At 42.3% G+C, this 21,467-nt stretch carries 17 protein-coding genes; 1 reads left to right on the top strand and 16 read right to left on the bottom strand.

Going from position 1 to position 21,467, the window contains the following annotated elements:
• Positions 1 to 291: 291 nt before the first annotated feature.
• From AC007G_RS10040 to AC007G_RS10010, 7 genes are all read right to left on the bottom strand, one after another.
• Positions 292 to 1,596 (bottom strand): glycosyltransferase family 2 protein, encoded by a 1,305-nt coding sequence (locus tag AC007G_RS10040; RefSeq protein ID WP_064356875.1) that lies wholly within the window; start codon positions 1,594 to 1,596, stop codon positions 292 to 294.
• Between the two features lie 121 nt (positions 1,597 to 1,717).
• The gene (locus AC007G_RS10035) at positions 1,718 to 2,863 is read right to left on the bottom strand and encodes a glycosyltransferase family 4 protein (protein WP_162180079.1); all 1,146 of its coding nucleotides are present in this window, start codon (positions 2,861 to 2,863) and stop codon (positions 1,718 to 1,720) included.
• Positions 2,864 to 3,754, bottom strand: a complete 891-nt coding sequence (locus AC007G_RS10030) for a glycosyltransferase (protein WP_032699197.1) — start codon at positions 3,752 to 3,754, stop codon at positions 2,864 to 2,866.
• Positions 3,751 to 4,905 carry a UDP-galactopyranose mutase gene (gene glf, locus AC007G_RS10025; RefSeq protein WP_251927566.1) on the bottom strand — a complete coding sequence of 385 codons (1,155 nt, stop codon included), beginning with the start codon at positions 4,903 to 4,905 and terminating at the stop codon, positions 3,751 to 3,753. Before glf ends, AC007G_RS10030 begins: the two co-directional genes overlap by 4 nt.
• Before the next feature lie 18 nt (positions 4,906 to 4,923).
• Entirely contained in the window at positions 4,924 to 6,816 is a 1,893-nt protein-coding gene (locus tag AC007G_RS10020; protein WP_251927565.1) for a DUF4422 domain-containing protein, read from the bottom strand.
• A gap of 14 nt (positions 6,817 to 6,830) precedes the next feature.
• Positions 6,831 to 7,571, bottom strand: a complete 741-nt coding sequence (gene rfbB, locus AC007G_RS10015) for an O-antigen export ABC transporter ATP-binding protein RfbB (RefSeq protein ID WP_000433876.1) — start codon at positions 7,569 to 7,571, stop codon at positions 6,831 to 6,833.
• Positions 7,571 to 8,338 carry an ABC transporter permease gene (locus AC007G_RS10010; RefSeq protein ID WP_015583927.1) on the bottom strand — a complete coding sequence of 256 codons (768 nt, stop codon included), beginning with the start codon at positions 8,336 to 8,338 and terminating at the stop codon, positions 7,571 to 7,573. The genes rfbB (AC007G_RS10015) and AC007G_RS10010 overlap by 1 nt, the downstream gene beginning before the upstream one ends.
• A 1,382-nt stretch (positions 8,339 to 9,720) precedes the next feature.
• On the opposite strand from AC007G_RS10010, the gene AC007G_RS10005 reads away from it, so the two are divergent.
• Entirely contained in the window at positions 9,721 to 10,725 is a 1,005-nt protein-coding gene (locus AC007G_RS10005) for an NAD-dependent epimerase (protein ID WP_448195968.1), read from the top strand.
• A 389-nt stretch (positions 10,726 to 11,114) separates the two neighbouring features.
• Here the strand turns inward: AC007G_RS10005 and ugd are convergent, their stop codons facing one another.
• The 9 genes from ugd to AC007G_RS09960 form a co-directional block, all read right to left on the bottom strand.
• Entirely contained in the window at positions 11,115 to 12,281 is a 1,167-nt protein-coding gene (ugd, locus tag AC007G_RS10000; protein WP_044350299.1) for a UDP-glucose 6-dehydrogenase, read from the bottom strand.
• A gap of 175 nt (positions 12,282 to 12,456) precedes the next feature.
• On the bottom strand, positions 12,457 to 13,011 hold the full coding sequence (rfbC, locus tag AC007G_RS09995) for a dTDP-4-dehydrorhamnose 3,5-epimerase (RefSeq protein ID WP_094897989.1): 555 nt from the start codon (positions 13,009 to 13,011) through the stop codon (positions 12,457 to 12,459).
• A gap of 11 nt (positions 13,012 to 13,022) precedes the next feature.
• Positions 13,023 to 13,946, bottom strand: coding sequence for a dTDP-4-dehydrorhamnose reductase (rfbD, locus tag AC007G_RS09990; RefSeq protein WP_256991517.1), 924 nt, complete (start codon positions 13,944 to 13,946; stop codon positions 13,023 to 13,025).
• Complete coding sequence (gene rfbA, locus AC007G_RS09985) at positions 13,946 to 14,815, bottom strand: glucose-1-phosphate thymidylyltransferase RfbA (protein WP_016161475.1); 870 nt, start codon at positions 14,813 to 14,815, stop codon at positions 13,946 to 13,948. The genes rfbD and rfbA overlap by 1 nt, the downstream gene beginning before the upstream one ends.
• Positions 14,816 to 14,853: 38 nt before the next feature.
• Positions 14,854 to 15,918, bottom strand: a complete 1,065-nt coding sequence (rfbB, locus tag AC007G_RS09980) for a dTDP-glucose 4,6-dehydratase (RefSeq protein ID WP_094897988.1) — start codon at positions 15,916 to 15,918, stop codon at positions 14,854 to 14,856.
• A 239-nt stretch (positions 15,919 to 16,157) separates the two neighbouring features.
• Entirely contained in the window at positions 16,158 to 17,564 is a 1,407-nt protein-coding gene (gndA, locus tag AC007G_RS09975; protein WP_094897987.1) for an NADP-dependent phosphogluconate dehydrogenase, read from the bottom strand.
• Between the two features lie 247 nt (positions 17,565 to 17,811).
• The gene (locus AC007G_RS09970; RefSeq protein ID WP_094897986.1) at positions 17,812 to 19,095 is read right to left on the bottom strand and encodes an oligosaccharide flippase family protein; all 1,284 of its coding nucleotides are present in this window, start codon (positions 19,093 to 19,095) and stop codon (positions 17,812 to 17,814) included.
• 131 nt (positions 19,096 to 19,226) lie between these two features.
• The gene (locus AC007G_RS09965) at positions 19,227 to 20,192 is read right to left on the bottom strand and encodes a glycosyltransferase family 2 protein (protein ID WP_094897985.1); all 966 of its coding nucleotides are present in this window, start codon (positions 20,190 to 20,192) and stop codon (positions 19,227 to 19,229) included.
• A 2-nt stretch (positions 20,193 to 20,194) separates the two neighbouring features.
• Positions 20,195 to 21,286: a glycosyltransferase family 4 protein gene (locus AC007G_RS09960; protein WP_094897984.1), complete on the bottom strand. Its 1,092-nt coding sequence runs from the start codon at positions 21,284 to 21,286 to the stop codon at positions 20,195 to 20,197.
• Positions 21,287 to 21,467 lie beyond the last annotated feature (181 nt).

Here is a 21,467-nt window from a genome sequence, read left to right as displayed (position 1 = left end):
ATTAGTAATAAAAAGAATAGCTATCAATATTAAAAGGTGATCACTGCCCGATAGAAAAAATTCAAAAGGCAGGAAGTCACAAAAAAACACAAGTACACACATCGAGATATTACTGCCCCCAGTAAAACTCGACAAAAACCTATTACTCTCTAACTAATAAATTATTAATCTAACAGGAATAGAGACTCGCAAATCATATGACCAGGAGCTCTTTTATTTAACGAAAAATTTTTATTGAAAATAACAAGAACACTAACAAAGAAGTGAAACTTGCTTAACTTCTTTTTGAAATTATTTAAAAAAACGTCTTACCACTCGTAGTGGCTTAGTCAACTTCCAGGATAAAGAAGAGATTAAATTTTTGTGATGCTGATAAATTTCATTGAATTCTTGCTGTTTGATAGTTATTTCATGATGCATATTATTATTTTTGTCAGTTAACTGACGAATATTCTTTTCCTGTTCAGTAACCCGCTCTTCAATCTCATGCAATTGATTATGCAATATCGCATTTTCATCCTTTTGCTCAGCGAATGAGTCAGTCAGCGTCTCAACTTCTTGCTGTAATGCGGAGCTCTTTGCCTGGAAAAACTCAAGCTCCTTCAGAACACGATCTTTAAGGGAGAATAGGTACTCTTCAGCTGACAGCGTAGTGATTCTATGATGCGCGGCGGCGATAAATTCATCATAAAAATCATCATTCTTTGCATCTAACGCAACAATAAACTCTTTCACTTGCTGATAAAACGGATGAAATGCCGGACCAGATATCGTGTTTAAATGCCACTCAAGGAAAACGACAACATAGTTTTTGTAATCTCTGAGACGTTGATCCATCATCCCCTGCTGACAGATAAATGCTTTAAGAGCCACTAATGCTTCAACAGCACAGCGGTGCGATTCTGCTCTCGTGGCGGATAAGGATTCACTACGATTGATGGTATGAGAAATTAACGTTTCATTTAAGACCGAGATTCTGTTCGCCATCAGCATGAAGGCACAGACGAAGAAAAGATCGTTTGTTGTCCTGATTTCCTGAAAACGAAGCTGATGAGTAGCAATAAATTGACGCCTGAGAAGCTTGTCCCATGGCCACCAGACAAAGGCGCGGAAAAAGTCAGAGGGAATATCCTGGGAGGAAAAAACCATAAGATCAGGTAGCAGCTCCTGGCGAACTGACCACGGCATCGGAGCATAAACTTGTAAGGAGGGATCAAAAGACTGGCTGCGACAAATAACGACATCCGCTTGTGTATCGCTGGCCTGCGCGTACATGCGCTCCAACATCATGTTATCAGCGTAATCGTCGTCATCGAGAAAAATAACGTACTCACCGATAGCAGCATCCAACCCAACGTTTCTCGATCCTCCACCACCAAGATTTGTCGTGTTGTTAATAACTCTAATCCGTGAATCAGTTTCAGCCAGCGCAGAGACAATCTCTAAGGTATTATCGTCAGAACAATCATTGATAATAATGATTTCGATATCATTTAATGTTTGCGACAAAACGGTGCTTAATGTATCGGAAATATATCCAGCAGCATTGTGCACAGGGATAATAACAGAAACAGCAATACTCTTTTTTTCAGACATGTAATCACCTTGACGCTTAGCTTCTAAACGCAATTATATTTATTTATTGGTAGCGTTTAATTTGTAGGTTTCCAGTTCATTAAGGATAGGTAAGATGAAAGCGACTCAGCTTCATCAAAAATTACTCTTCAACAACATCGCGATATGTTTTTAATGTTTTATTAATGATCATCACGCTCGAGAATTTATCTTGAATACGCTTTCTGCCATTGATACCCATTGCGACTCGCGTTTCAGGATTATCTAACAGGAAACCGAGTTTCTCCGCTAATTCCTCGACAGATTTACTTTTTACAATTAACCCATTATCGTTGTTGATAATTAAGCTATCACAGCCACCAACATCATAAGCGATACAAGCACGCCCGACCGAGGAAGCTTCCAGCAAGATACGTGGTACGCCTTCGGCGTAGACCGACGGCAAAGCAACGATATTTGATTCTTCAATTAAATCAAATACATTAGAGCAATGACCGAGCCAGTTTATCACGCCTTCGCTTTGCCACTTCTGTATCGTCGCTAGCGGAATCGCGTCTTTATCATTCTCAACTAAGATACCGGCAACATTCAGCGTAAAGTGAATATTTTTATTACTCAGTATTTTTTTGGCTTCAATCAGATCACCAAGTCCTTTACTCCACAGCATACGGCTGGCAAAAAGGACGACCGGGACATCACGTTGCTGCTCCAGAGAATATTTGTAAATCTCTGGATTAATACCCGCACCATCAATAACAATAGTCTGTTTGTAATCGATACCAACCAGATCGGCGAGTTTGGCTCTGTCTTTATCATGTTCGAACATAAACAAGCTGCATTTGTTACTGGCGATATACTTATATGCCATAACAGTAAAACTACGCAGCAGCTTAAGACAGCCAGACTCTGCCGAAAATACTCGGCCTAAACCGACAAAACTCAGAATAACAGGACGATGGGTACTTTTAGCCAGAAATCCGCCGATCAAACACGGTTTGATGGTAATGCAGTGTAATAAATCAGGATTAATGCTTTGAATAATTTTCCGAGCCTTAAAAAAGGCCCGAAAGAAAATCAAAACGTTGAACGATTGAGCGACAAGAGGAATATTATGACAAATAAAACCTAGTGTCTTGAATTTTATCGCTATTTTATCATCGACAAAATGGCTAATAATGTGAATCTCATAACCGGCATCTCGGGCGGCAATTGCACGATCGGTCCAATGCAAATCAAAATACCAATCCGAATTTATGAAATAACACAGTTTTTTCATTGCTATGTCCACTTAGTGAAACTTACCGCTAATTCCTTTTACACCATGTACAATCCCACGGCATAAAAACTTTAGATACACCCATTTCCGGCGCTGTACAGGGAATATGGAGATATACTTGCATAGGCGCAAAAGGATTGATGAACTACTAAAAACTGCCACTTCCGTAAATATTCTCTTAGCCAAAATTAAGTTTCGACAAAGATAGTAAACCTTCCACTCTGGCGATATGACCTTTCCCTGGATACTCACATCATGAGTAAAAACAAGTTCCGGATTATAGATAATTTTCTCACCACTTAGAGTTAATTGATAACCAAAATAGAGGTCATCAAAATAAAGGAAAAGTTCATCATAAATATGATGAAGGTGCTCATTCAAGACTTCACGCTTAATGATCATGCCAACAAATGAAACTGTTTGCACCAGCATTTCCTTATTATCTGGTACATATCGTTGGGGATGTTTGATATATTGCAAAGTATCACTAAACGAGGTCGGGACTTTTGCAAATGGAACATTCATCGCGCATGTCCGGCCCTGCAAATCTTTAACTAAAGCCGTAAAAACACGACAACCTTCTTTATTTATCGTTGAGAACTTATCAAGAATATCACTTTGCGGATAAGCATCATCGTCATAAAAGAAGACCCAATCGCTATCAACAGAACTGCATATGTATTGACTACCGGCCTTAAACCCTCCGGCGCCACCGTTATTACAGGCCAGATTCAAGACAATTACACGGGGATCAGTGATTGTCTGAAGCCAATCAGAGGTCCCATCCGTGGACCCGTTGTTGACAATAACGATAGAGGTAAAGTGCAGCTTAACAGTTTCAGCAACCGTCTTTTTTAGCTTTTCAAGACGGTTAAAAGTGACTATTAATGCAGTATGTTTCATCGTACGTCGGCCACAAATACAGGCATCGCTTCGTCGTTGGACAATGAGGACAGATATTTATCGGCCGTTTTCAATGCTTCTGCAATCGTTACATCCATATCAAGGTAGCGATAAGTCCCCAGGCGTCCAACGAAAGTAATATTTTTCTCATTCTCCGCCAGTGATAAATATTTATCCAGCAGAGCCATCTCACCCATCTGGCGGATTGGATAGTAAGGAATATCATCTTCACCGCAAGCGCGACTATATTCCTTATAACATACGGAACCTTCATGGCTTTCCCACGGGGAAAAATATTTATGTTCCGTAATTCGCGTATACGGGACATCAACTGAGCAATAGTTCATGACCGCACAGCCCTGGTAATCACCTTGCCAGGTAAATCGCTCAAAGTCCAGAGTACGGTAGCCAAGACGCCCATGCTGGTATGAATAGAAGGCGTCTAACGGCCCGCTATAAAATACATGATCATAACTTTCGCGATTTTCAGCCGCAAACTCACGCTGTAATTGCAGAGTGATATTTTCATGATCGGCGATCGCTTCAATCATATGGGTATAGCCTAACTTCGGCATGCCCTGGAATTTATGATTGAAATAATTATCGTCATAATTGAAACGCACAGGCAAACGTTTGAGTATAGATGCCGGAAGCTCGGAAGGCTGCATCCCCCACTGTTTTATGGTGTAGCCTTTGAAGAACGCTTCGTATAATTCTTTACCAATGAAGCGCAAGGCCTGCTCTTCAAAAGTCGTCGGTTCCAGAATCGAGCTATCACCTTTTTCGCTAATGAGCGCGCGAGCTTCATCAGGAGAACAGGTTTTAGCAAAAAACTGGTTAATAGTATGCAAATTAATCGGCAGTGAAAAAACCTGACCATTAACAGTCGCTTTTACTCTATTCACATAGGGCATCATCTCAGCATACTGATTGACAAACTTCCAAACGGTTTCATTATCCGTATGGAAAATATGCGGACCATAGACATGAACCATGACATCAGTCTGAGGATCGCGAGTGTCATAAGAGTTTCCTCCAATGTGGTCCCGCTGATCGATGATTTTAACCTTGTGACCTTGTTCAGCAAGCTGGCGGGCAATGACCACACCTGAAAAACCAGCGCCGACGATGAGAATATTGTTACGCTTCATAATGTATCTCCAGTTGTATTAGCCAAGAATCGAACGGCGAACTTTATAATAATATTTGGTGAGCTTATTTCTTCTTGGCGAACCGACAGGAGCATATTTGTTAACATATGGCATTAAAGCTCTTTTAATCTTTGTCTGCAGTAACACGGTTTGCTGCAGTTCAGTATGTTGGTTAGGTACTACCGTGGCCACAGGTAACTGGCGATAGTAGATTTCTTTTTCCCATGGCGTATTTAAAACATTCTCAAGAAAATCATCATAGAAATCGACTTTCTCAGTATTCCATGGTTTGTTTTCACCCGCATAGTGAATCATTTTTGGATTTCTTCTGGCTTGTAAAAAGCGCATATAGGTTGAAAACTTAAGATTCGGGAAGAAATCATCGGTATTACCATTACCATGGTACACGTTCCATTCTAATGGTAAGAATTTGACTCGGCCAAAGAAGACTTTGTTCATGATATCCTGATCTAAGAACCAATACTTTTTGGCTTTCAATGCTGACATCAATTGAGAAAAGGTATTCTCTGTAACCATTTGTTCGACATTAAAAACAATAATCCCGGCCTGAAAATATTCGTCAGGATTAGTCATTCCTAATGTCTTTTTCAGGTATTGCTCTGCAGGCATAATGCCATCATCTGATTCTGACATGGTACCAAACTTCACAAACCCTTCCATGACGATGTCTTTAACAGCGGCAACCAGGTTAGTGCCGATCTCGACATCCAGAAGTGTCGCCAAATCAGCCTTCACCACGGTGTCAGAATCGATAAACACAACTTTTTTATACTCGCGGAAAAGTTGCGGGATGAACAAGCGCGCATAGGTCGACGCACTAAAATGTGCACGGGTATGAACATCACTCATCTCAGTGAATGAATTCACATCAAAAAAGCGCAATGATATGTTGTTATGACCAGCAACTAGCTTGATAAGGCGTTGTTTATTTAAATGACTGACCTTATTTTCCAGAACAACGATATCATAGTTTCTGTTCGCATCAGAATGGCGAACAATTGAATTGATTAATGCCCCGCCACTTAATGCATAGTTATTATCAAAACTAATAACAACCGGTACGCTTTCGTCAAAAACGGGCTTTAATTTACCATTAAATGTTTCAGCAGTAACAAACGTGCGCTGTAGTTCTTTTATTTTTAGCTGTTTATCTTGTTGACATTTGATGATATAGATATTGAATAAACGCTCAGCGATGTGCCCTATAACTCGTTTTTCTTGAGCGTTGTAGTTATTCATCGAAATCCGATCTTCAAGATTAGACAAAATAGCAAAAAGCCATTCAGAATAATCCAGGAACATGTCTTTGCGCATAACAAACATGTTCGTATAATAACCATCAGTTGCATTATTGAATTGTTGAATCGCAGCTTTATATTGTGGATACAGCTCTTCAACGACATCCAGGGCAGACTGATAGTCTTTAATGTGTAAAAACTCACCTTTTGCATAATGATCAAGGTTATTCTTACTTCCTGCCGATGTTACCGACCATTTTTTGGGTAACAGCAGATCATATCCATCGACGCAGGTGCTTATGGATTCATCACTTAATCCAAACTGGCTTTCGTATTCGGCATTGATGAGCGGGTAGTTGACCACCCCCCAGTTATCCTCAGGATGATTTTGTTGTTCTGCAAAGTTCAAGTGTCTGCGGTAATGCATGAACCCCACATAGTCAGCCAGAGATTCATTCTTCCACACCCAGTAGTGGGCCGTCAGCTCACAATAAAAGGGGTTTTTAAAGGAAATGTTGTCTCCGCTATCATCCCCTTCACAGCCAATATCATTATAAGTATTAGCCTTCCCGACATGCAGTGGTTTAATAATAGAGGCATTTAGAAAAGCACTGGGTTTGTGGTGACATGTATAAATTTTGATACTATTCATCTTATTACCAATTATTAAGCCATTGCTTGCTTGTAAAGTTCAATGATTCTCTCTGCTGAGCCAATTTCGCGGAGTTTATGGTTTTCGATCCAAACAACTCTGTCACAGATTTTTTCAACATCACTCATATTGTGGCTAACGAATAATATCGTTACACCCTTATTTTTGAAGTCTCGTATTGTTTGTATACATTTGGCCTGGAACGAAATGTCACCGACAGCAAGTACCTCATCGATAATAAGTATATCGGGTTCTACCTGGCTGATGACAGAGAATCCAAGCTTCGCAAGCATACCACTTGAGTACACGCGGATAGGTTCGTCAATGAAATCACCCAGCTCGGAGAACTCAATTATCCGATCCATCCGTTGCTGAACCTCTTTGCGGCGTAGCCCAAGCAGGGTCGCATTGAGATAAATATTTTCTCGCCCGGTTAATTCAGGGTGAAAACCGCCGCCTAGCTCAAGCATTGAGGCAACGCGCCCCTGGGTTGTAACGGTGCCTTTTGTTGGCTTAATGACGCCTGCCACCAGCCCAAGGGAGGTACTTTTCCCGGCCCCGTTACGGCCAATCAGCGCTACGGCCTCGCCTTTACCCACGGTGAAGGTAATGTCTTCGATCGCAAGATATTTACGCCCTTTTAACAGCTGAAAAGCTCTTTTAGGGTGAAATACGAGATCCTTAATTCCTGAGCCAATATGGTGGTAAAGAGGATACTCTTTCGTAACGTGACTAAAGTTTATTACTGGTTCCATTACAAAATCTCTGCAAATCGATATTTTAATTTATTAAAAATACTCAGGCCCACAATTGTCAGGACTAAACCTGTAATGTAAAGGATTGAAATATATTCATAATTTAAGACGCCATCCATGAACAGCTGCCGCCAGCTGAGGATCATGCTTGCCAGAGGATTATAGGTAATAATCCAGCTAAATTTTTCAGGAATCATATCTGACGCATATAATATCGGCGTGCAATAAAACATGAGCATGATACCAAGGCTGACAAATCGCTCTAAATCCCTGAAGAACAGATTGAGCGTAGAAAATATGATTGAAATACCAAATGTAAAAATCACCTGACCAAGCGCAATAATTGGTACGCCCCAGAGCCATGAGAGAGATGGACGCATACCATACACGAACAGGAATGCAATAATCACAGGAATTGTACACAAGAAATGTAACCCTTCCATCATGACATTACTCAATGGAATAACTGAGCGCGGAAAAACTGTTTTTTTGATTATTTGCGCATTGGCTATAAACGAAAACAAGGAATTTGTCGCCGAGCTGGCAAACCACTGCCACGGAAATAAACCGGTAATCAAGAAAAGGGTATAATTCGGGATCTGCACTCGCATAACGAGTTTAAAAATGAAATAATATATCATTGCAAAAAGCAGTGGATTCGCAATTGACCATAAGTAACCAAATACGCTGCTTTTATAACGTACCTTTAAATCTTTGTTTGTTATAACAACAAGAAGATCAAACAAATACCCTATATTATACTTCATTTTTATACTCATAAATTATTCTACAAAAAATTCCGTACGTAATATGTATCAAACAGAATTATCGATAAGATCTGCTGTGCTCGAGAGACGAACAGCTATTCCCATAAACAAAGACCAATTGTAACATTATTTTGCACAAGCAATATGTAAACAATCTTTCCTGCGCATTAGCACTCCGGAATCGGAGATGATCGCTAACCTCAGTAACCGCTGAATGAAAATGTGATTCTCGTGGAAGACACATAAACCATCCTTTAAGATTGTAAATAAAATGTTAAATCGAACAATGAGTTTATTCTAAAATTCAGACACGCTACCGCCATTGGCTATCGCAACCAAAATGCGGACTCCCCTCTCTAAAGTGTCTGTCTTACCCGGTCTTACCGTAACGAAGAGGATTCGCTCGTCGTTAGCTCCACAAGCATTACCGGCGCAGCATTCATGAAGCCACAAACAGCCTAGTCAGCGTTCGGCAAAAAAGCTAAAAACAAACGGATATCTGTACTCAGCGCCCCTCTCCGGACTCACATCCATCGCTACACCGCAACAAATGCACCGCTACTCTCCTCAGTTTATGGCATCCTATCCATCAGGACTTTCTCATTTCACCCTTGAAACCAACAAAAAGCGCCACTCTCAGCAGTGAGGCTTCAGCAGCCATGTAGCAAGGCGCTCCGCATCTCTACATGAGTCGGGCAGAGTATCAAATTCGCGAGCAGGCAGCGGTAGCACTATCAGGGTAACGTACTTCCTCAACCTCTTTTGCATAAAAGTGAGTTTGACTTTTCTTCAAAAGTGGCCACTCCGTACTTCGCAGAGTACGTTTGTTGCGCATTATCAATAATACATACGTAGGTTGTGAATTACGCGCGCATTATAGCTCTGGTCTGGAAGAATAAAAATGAAAAAGCATAACCAATCCATTCAGCCAAAAAACATACAGCTATCGCACATTATTCGAACACCGCGCCAGAACAACTTAACAACATGATAATAAAGAAAAAAAGTAGTTTTCATTACTATCATTACAATAGTAATACTGACTGATTATTCAGGAATTGTTCGGAAAATATATAAAAAGAAACAATATTGACCAGGCTCAGCCTTCCGCTGCTTTGCTTACGAGGCGAACAGAGTGCGGTAACTATCAAAGAACAGCAGGAACGATTATAACGCTAACTTATTTTTCATGTAATAATGATTATCATTTGCAAACTCACCCTAAATCTTCTGCACTCACTCAGACCCGGGAAGTGTGCAACCCTGTACTTCCCACGGTACCTGCTTATATCCTGCAACGGTAAAGCAGATGATCCCGAAGGCAAGCCAGTGTAAAATCGACAAATATATATAGCGGGGAACACCGATCCCGGAGGATGAATATGAAGTTTTTAGTCACTGGAGCCGCAGGATTTATCGGCTTTCATGCAAGTCAGCGCCTTCTGGAGGCGGGTCATGAGGTTGTTGGCATCGACAACATGAACGATTACTACGATGTCAATCTCAAGCAGTCTCGCCTGGATCTATTACAGTCCCCTCTGTTCAGTTTTTACAAAACCGATCTTGCCGATCGCGAAGGCATGGCCCAAATTTTTGCTACTGAGAAGTTTGATCGCGTGATCCATCTGGCAGCGCAGGCTGGCGTGCGTTATTCGCTGGAAAATCCGCATGCCTATGCCGATGCCAACCTGATTGGTTATCTGAACATTCTGGAAGGTTGCCGGCATACCAAGGTACAGCACCTGCTGTATGCCTCTTCCAGTTCAGTGTATGGGCTGAATCGCAAGATGCCGTTCTCCACGGATGATTCGGTCGATCACCCGGTGTCACTGTATGCGGCAACCAAAAAAGCCAATGAACTGATGGCGCATACCTACTCTCATCTCTATGGTATCCCTACCACCGGCTTACGTTTCTTCACCGTGTATGGTCCGTGGGGACGCCCGGATATGGCGCTGTTCAAATTTACCAAAGCCATGCTGGAAGGTAAGAGCATCGACGTCTACAACTACGGCAAGATGAAGCGTGATTTCACCTACATTGATGACATTGTAGAAGCGATTGTCCGCGTGCAGGATGTCATTCCGCAGGCAGATCCTGAATGGACCGTAGAAAACGGCTCACCGGCCACCAGCTCAGCCCCTTATCGAATCTATAATATCGGTAACAGCTCGCCGGTGGAGTTAATGGACTACATCACCGCTCTGGAAGAAGCGCTGGGGATGGAAGCGGAGAAAAATATGATGCCTATCCAGCCAGGCGATGTCCTGGAAACCAGCGCGGATACCAAGCCACTGTATGATCTGGTTGGCTTTAAACCACAGACATCCGTTAAGGATGGCGTGAAGAACTTTGTGGAGTGGTACAAGGCGTATTACAACGCCTGAGTGATTACCTGATTCTTTCTGAACCGCAATCGCAGGGTTGCGGTTTTTTTTGTTCCTGCGTTTTACAGAATCGTTGATGCGCATCCGCTTTGGTCGGAACTCCTGCTTGCTTAGTGGCCAATCCCTGAGTACAAAAACAAAAAAAGCCCGCATAGCAGGCTTCTTTTCCCTTCCGGCGCTTATCTCCGGCATCTACATCTCAGTGACGGTAGCTCTTCACAAGGTATGATTTAACATATCCGACCACCGTAAGCCGGGCAATGGATTTAGCGTAAAATTACAGAGTGCATCACACTACCGAGGTCGTCGTTATGGAAAATTTGTAAAAGCGGAGGCAAGGGAGAGATGAGACCAGCGGCAGCACCGCTGGAACTCTGCATCAGAAAAGACTAATCATTGCCAAAGAGATCGCGGGTATAAACCTTATCCGCAACATCAGCCAGCTCTTCCGCCATACGGTTAGAAATGATGACATCTGCTTCTTGCTTAAAGGCATCCAGATCGCGAACGACGCGGGAATTAAAGAATTCATCTTCTTGCATCACCGGTTCGTAAATAATAACCGGGATACCTTTGGCTTTAATACGCTTCATAATCCCTTGGATTGAAGAGGCGCGGAAGTTATCTGAACCGCTCTTCATGATCAGACGATAAACCCCAACCACTTTCGGTTTACGCGCAAGGATAGAGTCAGCAATAAAGTCTTTACGGGTACGGTTAGCATCCACAATAGCGCCAATGATATTGTTTGGCACCGATTCGTAGTTCGCCAGCAGCTGTTTAGTATCTTTCGGCAGGCAGTATCCACCGTAACCGAATGACGGGTTGTTATAGTGATTGCCGATCCGCGGGTCCAGGCACACGCCTTCAATAATCTGCTTGCTGTTGAGACCCTGGCTTTCTGCATAGCTATCCAGCTCATTAAAATAAGCGACACGCAGAGCAAGGTAGGTATTGGCAAACAGCTTGATCGCCTCCGCTTCGGTCGAGTCGGTAAACAGCGTCGGGATATCCTGCTTGATAGCCCCCTCTTTCAGCAGACTGGCAAAACGCTCTGCCCGCTCCGAACGTTCACCGATGACGATACGAGAAGGATGCAGATTGTCATACAGCGCACGACCTTCGCGCAGAAACTCCGGGGAGAAGATGACATTGTCGATGCCCAGACGCTCTTTGATATCACGGGTGAAACCGACCGGAATGGTCGATTTAATGATCATGACGGCGTTGGGGTTAATCTCAGTGACATCACGAATAACGGCTTCAACCGTTGAGGTATTGAAGTAGTTAGTTTTTGGATCGTAGTCAGTCGGTGTGGCGATAATGACATAGTCAGCATTGCGATATGCATCTTGTTTGTCAGTTGTCGCACGAAAATTCAGCGGTTTTTCGGCCAGATATTCCTGAATCTCTTTATCGACAATCGGCGACATCTTCTGGTTAAGCATATCGACTTTAGATTGTACGATATCCAGCGCAACCACTTCGTGGTTCTGCGCAATCAGGATGCCGTTCGATAAACCAACATAACCGGTACCGGAAATAGTAATTTTCATTCGTTCACACTTTAATCAGTTGACTGGACGGAGGCATAGTAGCCACCCTGTAATCAATACTTCTGGCGGTTGTACTCTTTGCGAAGATAAGTGTCAAGAAAGGCACAAAATAGGGCTCTTAAAAAGGCCCTGATCGGGCTTTTTCAGGAAGCACAAATAATCATCAATAGAATATTTATTTATATACTTCAGCGGTCGCCAGAGTATGGGCCTGCATATCTTTCTCTGACAAAGAAAGCGTGCAGCCGTCCAGTTCAGGCCAATTAATACCAATATCCGGGTCATTCCAGAGAATGCTACGCTCTGACTGTGGCGCGTAGTAGTTAGTCGCTTTATAGACAAACTGCACCGTCTCGCTCAGCGCCATAAATCCATGCGCAAACCCTTCCGGGATCCACAGCTGACGTTTGTTTTCCGCACTCAGCACCACCCCGACCCACTGGCCAAAGGTTGGCGATGAACGACGGATATCCACCGCCACATCGAACACTTCCCCTTCCGTACAACGCACCAGTTTGCCCTGCGAGTGCGGATCCAGCTGGTAGTGCAGACCGCGCAGCACGCCCTTCTGCGACTGCGAGTGGTTGTCCTGCACAAACTCAACATGACGGCCGACCGCCTCGTCAAACACCTTGCTGCTGAAGCTTTCGAAGAAAAAACCACGCGCATCACCGAACACACGGGGTTCGAAAATCAGTACGTCAGGAATGTCTGTTTTAATAATATTCACCTTGTATGCCCTTACTTGCCTGAAACTTCAACGACCACGCGCTCTACACCCTGACGCCAGTCCGGGAGCGTGACACCAAATACGCGCTGGAATTTCTCATTCGACAGGCGGGAATTCAGCGGACGTTTTGCCGGTGTTGGATAGGCCGTTGTCGGGATCCCGTTAACCTCATTGATAGCCAGCTGCACGCCGTTCGCTCTCGCCACATCAAACACAAAGCGGGCATAGTCATACCAGCTCGTTTCGCCGCTGGCGACCAGATGGTAGGTTCCGGCAACCGCTTTATTACGCAACTCTTCACGGATGGCGATGGCGGTGCAGTCCGCCAGCAGCTCAGCCCCGGTCGGCGCGCCGTGCTGGTCATTAATGATCGACAGCGTCTCTTTTTCACTCGCCAGACGCAGCATGGTTTTCGCAAAGTTCGCCCCACGGGTCGCGTAAACCCAGCTGGTGCGGAAAATCAGATGGCGGGGGTTTGCCTGCTCCAGCGCAATTTCTCCGGCGCGTTTGGTCTCACCATAGACGTTCAGCGGCCCGGTGGCCTCCTCTTCCTGACGATAGTGACTCCCCTCCCCGTCGAACACATAATCGGTGGAGTAATGCACCATCAGGGCGCCCAGCTTCGCCGACTCTTCCGCCAGCACCGCCACGCCCTTGTCGTTCAGCAGGTCAGACAGTTCACGCTCGCTTTCAGCTTTATCTACCGCGGTGTGGGCCGCCGCATTGACAATGACGTCCGGCTTTACCTGCCGAACAGTTTGCGCAATGCCTTCAAGATTCGTTAAATCACCGCATAATTCTTTATCGAAATAATCAACGGCGACCACCTCACCCAGCGTCGACAGCGAACGCTGCAGCTCCCAGCCAACCTGGCCATTTTTACCAATCAGTAAAATTTTCATTATTGAATACCCTGTATGAGATCGGCAGGCGATTAACGTTCGTTAAGCAGGCGTTTGAGATAAGCGCCATATTCGGTTTTCTTCAACCGTTCTGCCTGTGCCGCAACCCCTTCGGCGCTCAGCCAGTCATTGCGGTAGGCAATCTCTTCCAGACAGGCCACTTTCATGCCCTGGCGCTTCTCAATAGTGTGAATGAATTGCGAAGCCTCAATCAGGCTGTCATGAGTACCGGTATCGAGCCAGGCAAAACCACGGCCCAGCAGTTCAACCTGCAGGTCGCCACGATCCAGATACATCTGGTTCAGGGTGGTGATTTCCAGCTCGCCACGCTCAGACGGCTTCACCTCTTTCGCCATTTCCACAACATTGTTGTCGTAGAAATAGAGTCCGGTGACTGCCCAGTCTGATTTTGGTTTTAGCGGCTTTTCTTCAATCGACAAGGCGCGGAAGTCCTCATCAAATTCCACCACGCCAAAGCGCTCCGGATCGAGGACCTGATAGCCAAAGACAGTAGCACCCGACGTTTTGCTGGCTGCCGCTTCCAGTTTTTTACCAAAACTCTGACCGAAATAAATATTGTCGCCCAGCACTAACGCACAAGCATCATTACCGATAAATTTCTCACCGATAATAAAGGCCTGCGCCAGACCATCCGGAGACGGCTGAATAGCATAGCTGAAGTTAACCCCAAACTGCGAACCATCGCCCAGCAGACGCTGGAAGGCAGGCATATCTTCCGGCGTGGTGATGATCAGAATGTCGCGGATCCCTGCCAGCATCAGCACAGACACCGGATAATAAATCATCGGCTTATCGTAAATCGGCAGAAGCTGTTTAGAGACACCCTGGGTAATAGGGTACAAACGCGTACCGGAGCCACCGGCCAGAACAATACCTTTCATTTGTCAGTTTCCTTAATGAGTGAGTCAAGCCGGGACAATTAGTTATTCAGACCAAGACGTTCACCGGCATAGGAGCCGTCCAGCACACGCTGCCACCAGTTCTGATTGTTCAGATACCAGTGAACCGTTTTTTCAATTCCACTTTCAAAAGTTTCTTCCGGCACCCAGCCCAGGTCGCGCTGAATTTTTGCCGCATCGATCGCGTAGCGCAGATCATGGCCCGGGCGATCTTTCACAAAGGTGATGAGATCAGCAAACTGGCTGATGTTGCCCGGCTTCTGTTCCACCACTTTATCGAGAATGGAGCAGATAGTACGTACTACATCAATATTCTTACGCTCGTTATGGCCGCCAATGTTATAAGTTTCACCGCTCTCACCCTCGGTGGCGACTTTATAAAGTGCGCGAGCATGATCTTCCACATAGAGCCAGTCTCGAATCTGTTCGCCATTGCCATACACCGGCAGAGGCTTACCCGCGAGCGCATTGAGAATGGTCAGCGGGATCAGTTTTTCCGGGAAATGATACGGGCCATAGTTGTTTGAGCAGTTAGTCACCACTACCGGCAGACCGTAGGTACGGTTCCAGGCACGCACCAGATGGTCACTCCCGGCCTTAGAGGCAGAGTACGGGCTGCTTGGCGCATAAGGCGTTTCTTCCGTAAACAGGTCATCAGTGCCGTGCAGGTCACCATAAACTTCATCAGTAGAGATATGATGGAAGCGGAAGGCCTGCTTCGGGGCCGCATCCAGGGTTGACCAGTAGTGACGGGCTGCTTCCAGCAACGTGAAAGTGCCGATAAGGTTGGTCTGAATAAAGGCCGCTGGACCATCAATTGAGCGATCAACATGACTTTCTGCCGCCAGATGCATCACGATATCCGGACGGAAATCGCTGAACTGCTCCGAGACGGATTTAGCATCGGTGATATCAGTTTGGGTAAAGGAGTAACGTTCGCTATCGGCAACCTTCGCCAGAGATTCAAGATTCCCCGCATAAGTCAGGCAATCCATCACGCGTACTTCGTCCTGGGTATTTTCAATAATATGACGTACAACTGCAGAACCAATAAAACCCGCGCCGCCAGTGACAAGGATCTTCATATTTAATCTACCTTTAATGTTAAATACAGACTTCAAATTAATAGTTATAAAAGCTCAGTATATTAAATTTAATACTAGTCTCACTCAGACTTCTGCATCAAGAAATATATTCAGAATAGAGTATAGCCAAATTATAAAATTACTAACATTTAACGCTAAAATATAAGGGAACGCTTATGCTTATAGAATAATAATCGGAAAATCCTGGGGTATTCCCCCAGGATTAAAGCAGAATGGAATTACTCCATCCACTCAGTATGGAATACACCTTCTTTATCAGTGCGTTTATAGGTATGAGCACCGAAATAGTCGCGCTGAGCCTGGATCAGGTTAGCTGGCAGGACTGCAGAGCGATAGCTGTCGTAGTAGGCAATGGCAGCAGAGAATGTTGGAACCGGGATACCGTTCTGAACAGCATAAGCCACGACATCACGCAGCGCCTGCTGGTACTCATCAGCAATCTGTTTGAAGTACGGCGCCAGCAGCAGGTTAGCAATGTTTGCATTCTGCTCGTAAGCATCAGTGATCTTCTGCAGGAACTGCGCACGAATAATGCAACCGGCACGGAAGATTTTGGCAATCTCACCGTAGTTCAGATCCCAGTGGTATTCATCCGATGCAGCACGCAGTTGGGAGAAGCCTTGAGCATAAGAAACGATCTTGCCCAGATACAACGCGCGACGAACTTTCTCTACAAACTCTGCCTTGTCGCCAGCTGGTTGAGCTTCTGGCCCCGTCAGGACTTTAGAAGCCGCAACACGCTGATCTTTCAGCGAAGAGATGTAACGAGCGAAAACGGACTCGGTAATCAGGGACAGCGGTTCGCCCAGATCCAGTGAACTCTGGCTGGTCCATTTACCGGTACCTTTGTTGGCAGCTTCATCAAGGATCACATCAACCAGGTATTTACCTTCTTCATCTTTTTTAGTGAAGATGTCTTTGGTGATATCGATCAGGTAGCTGCTGAGCTCACCTGCGTTCCATTCGGTAAAGGTTGCCGCCAGTTCTTCATTAGAAAGCGCCAGACCACCTTTCAGTAACGCATAGGCTTCGGCAATCAGCTGCATGTCGCCATATTCGATACCGTTGTGGACCATTTTGACATAGTGACCCGCACCATCAGCACCGATATAGGCGACACATGGTTCACCATCTTCAGCACGAGCAGCAATCTGCTCGAGAATTGGCGCTACCAGCTCATAGGCTTCTTTCTGGCCACCAGGCATGATAGAAGGGCCTTTCAGTGCCCCCTCTTCCCCACCAGAAACACCGGTACCGATAAAGTTGAAACCTTCGGCAGACAGCTCACGGTTACGACGGATGGTGTCCTGGAAGAAGGTGTTGCCACCATCGATGATGATGTCGCCTTTATCCAGATACGGCTTAAGGGAATCGATAGCGCTGTCGGTACCTGCGCCCGCTTTCACCATTAACAGGATGCGGCGCGGAGTTTCGAGGGATTCAACAAACTCTTTAACGGTATAATGTGGGACCAGTTTCTTGCCTGGATTTTCGGCAATCACTTCTTCGGTCTTTTCACGGGAGCGGTTGAAAACAGAGACGGTATAACCACGGCTTTCGATGTTGAGCGCAAGGTTGCGCCCCATCACTGCCATACCGACAACCCCGATCTGTTGCTTGGACATTACATACTCCTCTCTGGTGTGGTCACTGCGACACGTTCGCAGTTTAAATGTGATGATTATGTTAGCTTAAAGTAGGGAAGGCGCATAGTATAAAAATTAAAATGCTGATTAATTACAAATAATATATCATCTCTTTCTATATTAGTACTGCACACCTAAAAAAATAAAATCACTCCCCACAAAAATATATAAAAACATACAAAGGCAAGTTTCAACTAATCAGTAGAGGAAATGAGTCAAGCAATCATTAACCACTTACAAATTTTGATTTAATGTATAAAAAAGGATACATTAATGTTCTAATGTGTAACTTAGCGACAACTCTTTTTTTGAAAAAATAGTTGAAAAGCGTAAGCGAGAGAATCTCGGTTATTAAAGTGGCAAAGGCAGCACCTACTATATCAAAGTGGGGGATAAATATTAAATTAAGTAATACTGAAGAAATCAATACAACAAGCATTTTTTTTGATAAAAAGGCATAGCCAGAATATCTAGCAATAAAACGAGCGGAAATAGTACCTAATGTTGAAGCTACTGTCGAGAAGCAGAGAATCATAAGTGGGTAAAAGGCTTTCTCGTACTCGTAGCCATAAAAATAACTCAAAAACCATCGACCCAATATATACACGGAAACAATAATAGGAATGCAAACTAAAATCATATATATCGTTAACTTGGCCGTTTTATTTTCAGCAACAAGATCATCTTTTTCAGAAAAAATACTTGGTAATGTAGATGTGATAAATGACATTGCGATGAAGGACCATGAGCCAGCCAAACTTATCGCAACAGAATAAACTCCAACATGTTCTTTGGTTGCAAATACTGCGAGTAAAAGAAGTGACAATCTTGTATATATAGCAATTGAGACATCAGAAATAACAAAACTACCTCCAGCATACAATAGATATCTTCTATATTTTCTCCTATGCCGATTTAAGAATGGAGTTACTTTAAAGTTTTCTCTGTATGAAAATGCTCTCATCACGTAAGGAATTAGGCTTGTTAATACCATTGGTATGGTAATATATATTGGATCCATCTCCATACGAACAATTAACCATCTTAGCGTCAGACTTACAATAAGACCAAACATGTTAACCATTGCGTTTGTTTTCGATTTTAAAGTCGCATCATAATATATTGAGTAGACATCAAGCGAAGAAAAAAAACATGCCAAAAAGGCAGCAAAAACAAACCAAAATGAATTATTAAAATCATAAAACAGAAAATAAAAAACAACAGGAAGGGAAAAAAACATATAAAAAATGATCCTTATAAAAACTGTTGCATTAATGAGGATCACACCCGAATTTTTTTTCTTACTAATTCGCTTAAAAATAATAACCGAACTACCTAATTGAGCAATTATTTGTGTGATTTGGAAAACAGACATAGAAAATGATATTTGTCCAAAAACACCAGGCCCAACATATTTTGCAACATAGGCTGTGACAAAAATAAGTCCGAATATTGAGATAACTTTTTCTGACATCATCCAGAAAGAGTTCTTAACTATTTTTTTATCCAATCAAATCACCTATTGCATTCACTATGCACGATTGTATTCACTAAGCACGAAATAAGAAATGTAGAGTATAGATTATAAACCGTGAACATAACCATTTAATTAAATAAATTTCAGTTGCTTGAAATGATTATTCAAACCTTCATATTTTTATTAAGCATGACATTTATAACATTCATAGCCTTATGGTACTCTTTCCTTCTAATTCTATTAACAAGTGCAATAAGAAGTGAAAGATATACTGGTACGTAGTAATAGGGGTAAAATTTCTTCGCAACTAATAATCGATTCCTAACCCAATAAAAATCAGAAACAATTCCTTTTGAGTTTTTTTTCGTTGAAGCACCTTCTTTGTGATAGACAATACTTTCAGTCGTGACGAATATTTTATACCCTGCATTCTTTGCTCTGAGACAAAAATCTATCTCTTCAAAGTAAAGAAAATAGTCTTCACAAAGCCCGCCGATATCATCCAAGACATTCTTACTAATTAACATAGAGGCTCCGATAATATAATCAATTTGATCAGAAACCAGATCATCATTGAATTGCATATCGGCTGGCTCATATGCCTTATAATGCTTAGCCATGCATAAAATGGGATAAAATACCCCTCCTAATCCTTGTATTGTATCCCTAGCGTCAAAATATACTAGTCTAGAGCCGCAGATACCAATATTTTCATTTCTAGAGAATGCGGATTTCATTATAGAGAGACTATTGCTATCAACAACAGTATCATTATTTAATAACCACACATAATCCATATCACCTTGTGATAAAGAGAATTTTATACCTACATTATTCCCTCCAGAGAAGCCAAGATTCTTACCAATATCAATAAAATATATATTAAGATTTTTATTTTTATCAAATTTCTTATCTAACTGCTTTTCACTCACTTTATGAAGGTTACATTTATTCCTTTGTTCATTTTCGAGTGAACAAAACCATTCTTGTATTTTTAAAGATGAGTTATCGGAAGAACCATTATCACAAACAACAATACTAAAATTATCACAATTAAGTTTTAATAGTGAATCCAAACAGGCCAAAGTATCATTAATTCCATTCCAGTTAACGAGAATTATATAAATCATTATTAAACCCCTGCTTTTTTAAAAACGGAACACCACTTTTGAGATATATTTTTTCGACTATATAAAAGAGCAGTATCAATTGCCAATTGCCTATCCGACAACATTAGACTAGGTTCCGATAAATACATATTAATCAAATTATTTGTCTTAACAACATACTCATCTTCTTTGATGATATTTTTCATCCATGATGAATTTTTTAAGATAGTGATAGGCCCATTGTGGTCAGTGCAAATAGGAATACACCCACAAGCCATTGCTTCAATAATCACCATGCCAAATAATTCTTCCCAACCCTCTGTTCTCTTTGAAGGCAAGAGAATAAAATCAGCCTCTTTGTAATAACTTGCTAATAATGTCCTATTACCTACATAACCGACAAACGATAGATTGGGAAGAAAAGAACATGCATCTTTAATTCTTAGTTCCTCATCACCCCTCCCAATAATATAAAAATTAATCTTTGGATTAGATTCAGCAATTTTAAGAAATTCTTCTACTCCTTTGCTTTTAACTAGTCGCCCCGCAAAAACAATATTAACCGGCTTGTCTTTTTGTGTACTATTATTATGAAATGAAAAAATGCTTTCGTCATATGAATGATACACTACGTCTATTTTGGATGGATCAACGCCCATATTAATTACTAACTGTTCTTTGACAGAATCAGTTACAACTGCGAAGGAATCTACAATCTTAGATAGGAAATAATGCCATTGTTTTTTAATGGTATTTTTTAAAAAATAATTGTTTTTAGGAAATTTATGTCCATCCCATATCATCCATGATGTATGATATGTTACTTTTGAATATTTAAGAATTCTATTAAAAAATAGAATTCGAAAATCAACAGGGGCAATTCCAATTATTATATACTTATCTCTTAATAAAGCAGGAAAGATATAACATGATATAAAAAAGAATAAATCTTTTATAGCTTTTTTGAACGCATTACTATCTTTCCTTATTAGCGATTTAATCATGATTTTAATACACGAAAATTCATGATATTCCACATGTGAATTTTTATATTTATTAGCTTCTATAGCACCTGCATAATGAGATGGCTCACCATATTCATGTATTACAATCATAATATTCCCTACATATACAATTGACTATAAAAAGTGCTCTATCAAAAAAAATAAATACAGCCGCGAACATAAATTAATGCATGCTTATATCAAAACATTTTTAAAGACAACAACTCGTGGAAAGGCTTGTATCGATTATCAAAAAATTTTAATAAAATAGAAAATCATCTCAAAGTAAAAA

It is taken from the genome of Klebsiella sp. CSG-1, assembly GCF_056521145.1.
This window is presented reverse-complemented; position numbering and strand designations above follow the sequence as displayed.

Excerpts from the sequence above, each read along its gene's own strand:
- gndA (WP_094897987.1), bottom strand. The coding sequence starts at position 17,564 with ATGTCCAAGCAACAGATCGGGGTTGTCGGTATGGCAGTGATGGGGCGC.
- rfbB (WP_000433876.1), bottom strand. The coding sequence starts at position 7,571 with ATGGAACCAGTAATAAACTTTAGTCACGTTACGAAAGAGTATCCTCTT.
- rfbA (WP_016161475.1), bottom strand. The coding sequence starts at position 14,815 with ATGAAAGGTATTGTTCTGGCCGGTGGCTCCGGTACGCGTTTGTACCCT.
- AC007G_RS10020 (WP_251927565.1), bottom strand. The coding sequence starts at position 6,816 with ATGAATAGTATCAAAATTTATACATGTCACCACAAACCCAGTGCTTTT.
- rfbB (WP_094897988.1), bottom strand. The coding sequence starts at position 15,918 with ATGAAGATCCTTGTCACTGGCGGCGCGGGTTTTATTGGTTCTGCAGTT.
- AC007G_RS10040 (WP_064356875.1), bottom strand. The coding sequence starts at position 1,596 with ATGTCTGAAAAAAAGAGTATTGCTGTTTCTGTTATTATCCCTGTGCAC.
- ugd (WP_044350299.1), bottom strand. The coding sequence starts at position 12,281 with ATGAAAATTACTATTTCCGGTACCGGTTATGTTGGTTTATCGAACGGC.
- AC007G_RS10010 (WP_015583927.1), bottom strand. The coding sequence starts at position 8,338 with ATGAAGTATAATATAGGGTATTTGTTTGATCTTCTTGTTGTTATAACA.
- AC007G_RS09960 (WP_094897984.1), bottom strand. The coding sequence starts at position 21,286 with ATGATTGTAATACATGAATATGGTGAGCCATCTCATTATGCAGGTGCT.
- AC007G_RS10005 (WP_448195968.1), top strand. The coding sequence starts at position 9,721 with ATGAAGTTTTTAGTCACTGGAGCCGCAGGATTTATCGGCTTTCATGCA.
- AC007G_RS09965 (WP_094897985.1), bottom strand. The coding sequence starts at position 20,192 with ATGATTTATATAATTCTCGTTAACTGGAATGGAATTAATGATACTTTG.
- glf (WP_251927566.1), bottom strand. The coding sequence starts at position 4,905 with ATGAAGCGTAACAATATTCTCATCGTCGGCGCTGGTTTTTCAGGTGTG.
- AC007G_RS10030 (WP_032699197.1), bottom strand. The coding sequence starts at position 3,754 with ATGAAACATACTGCATTAATAGTCACTTTTAACCGTCTTGAAAAGCTA.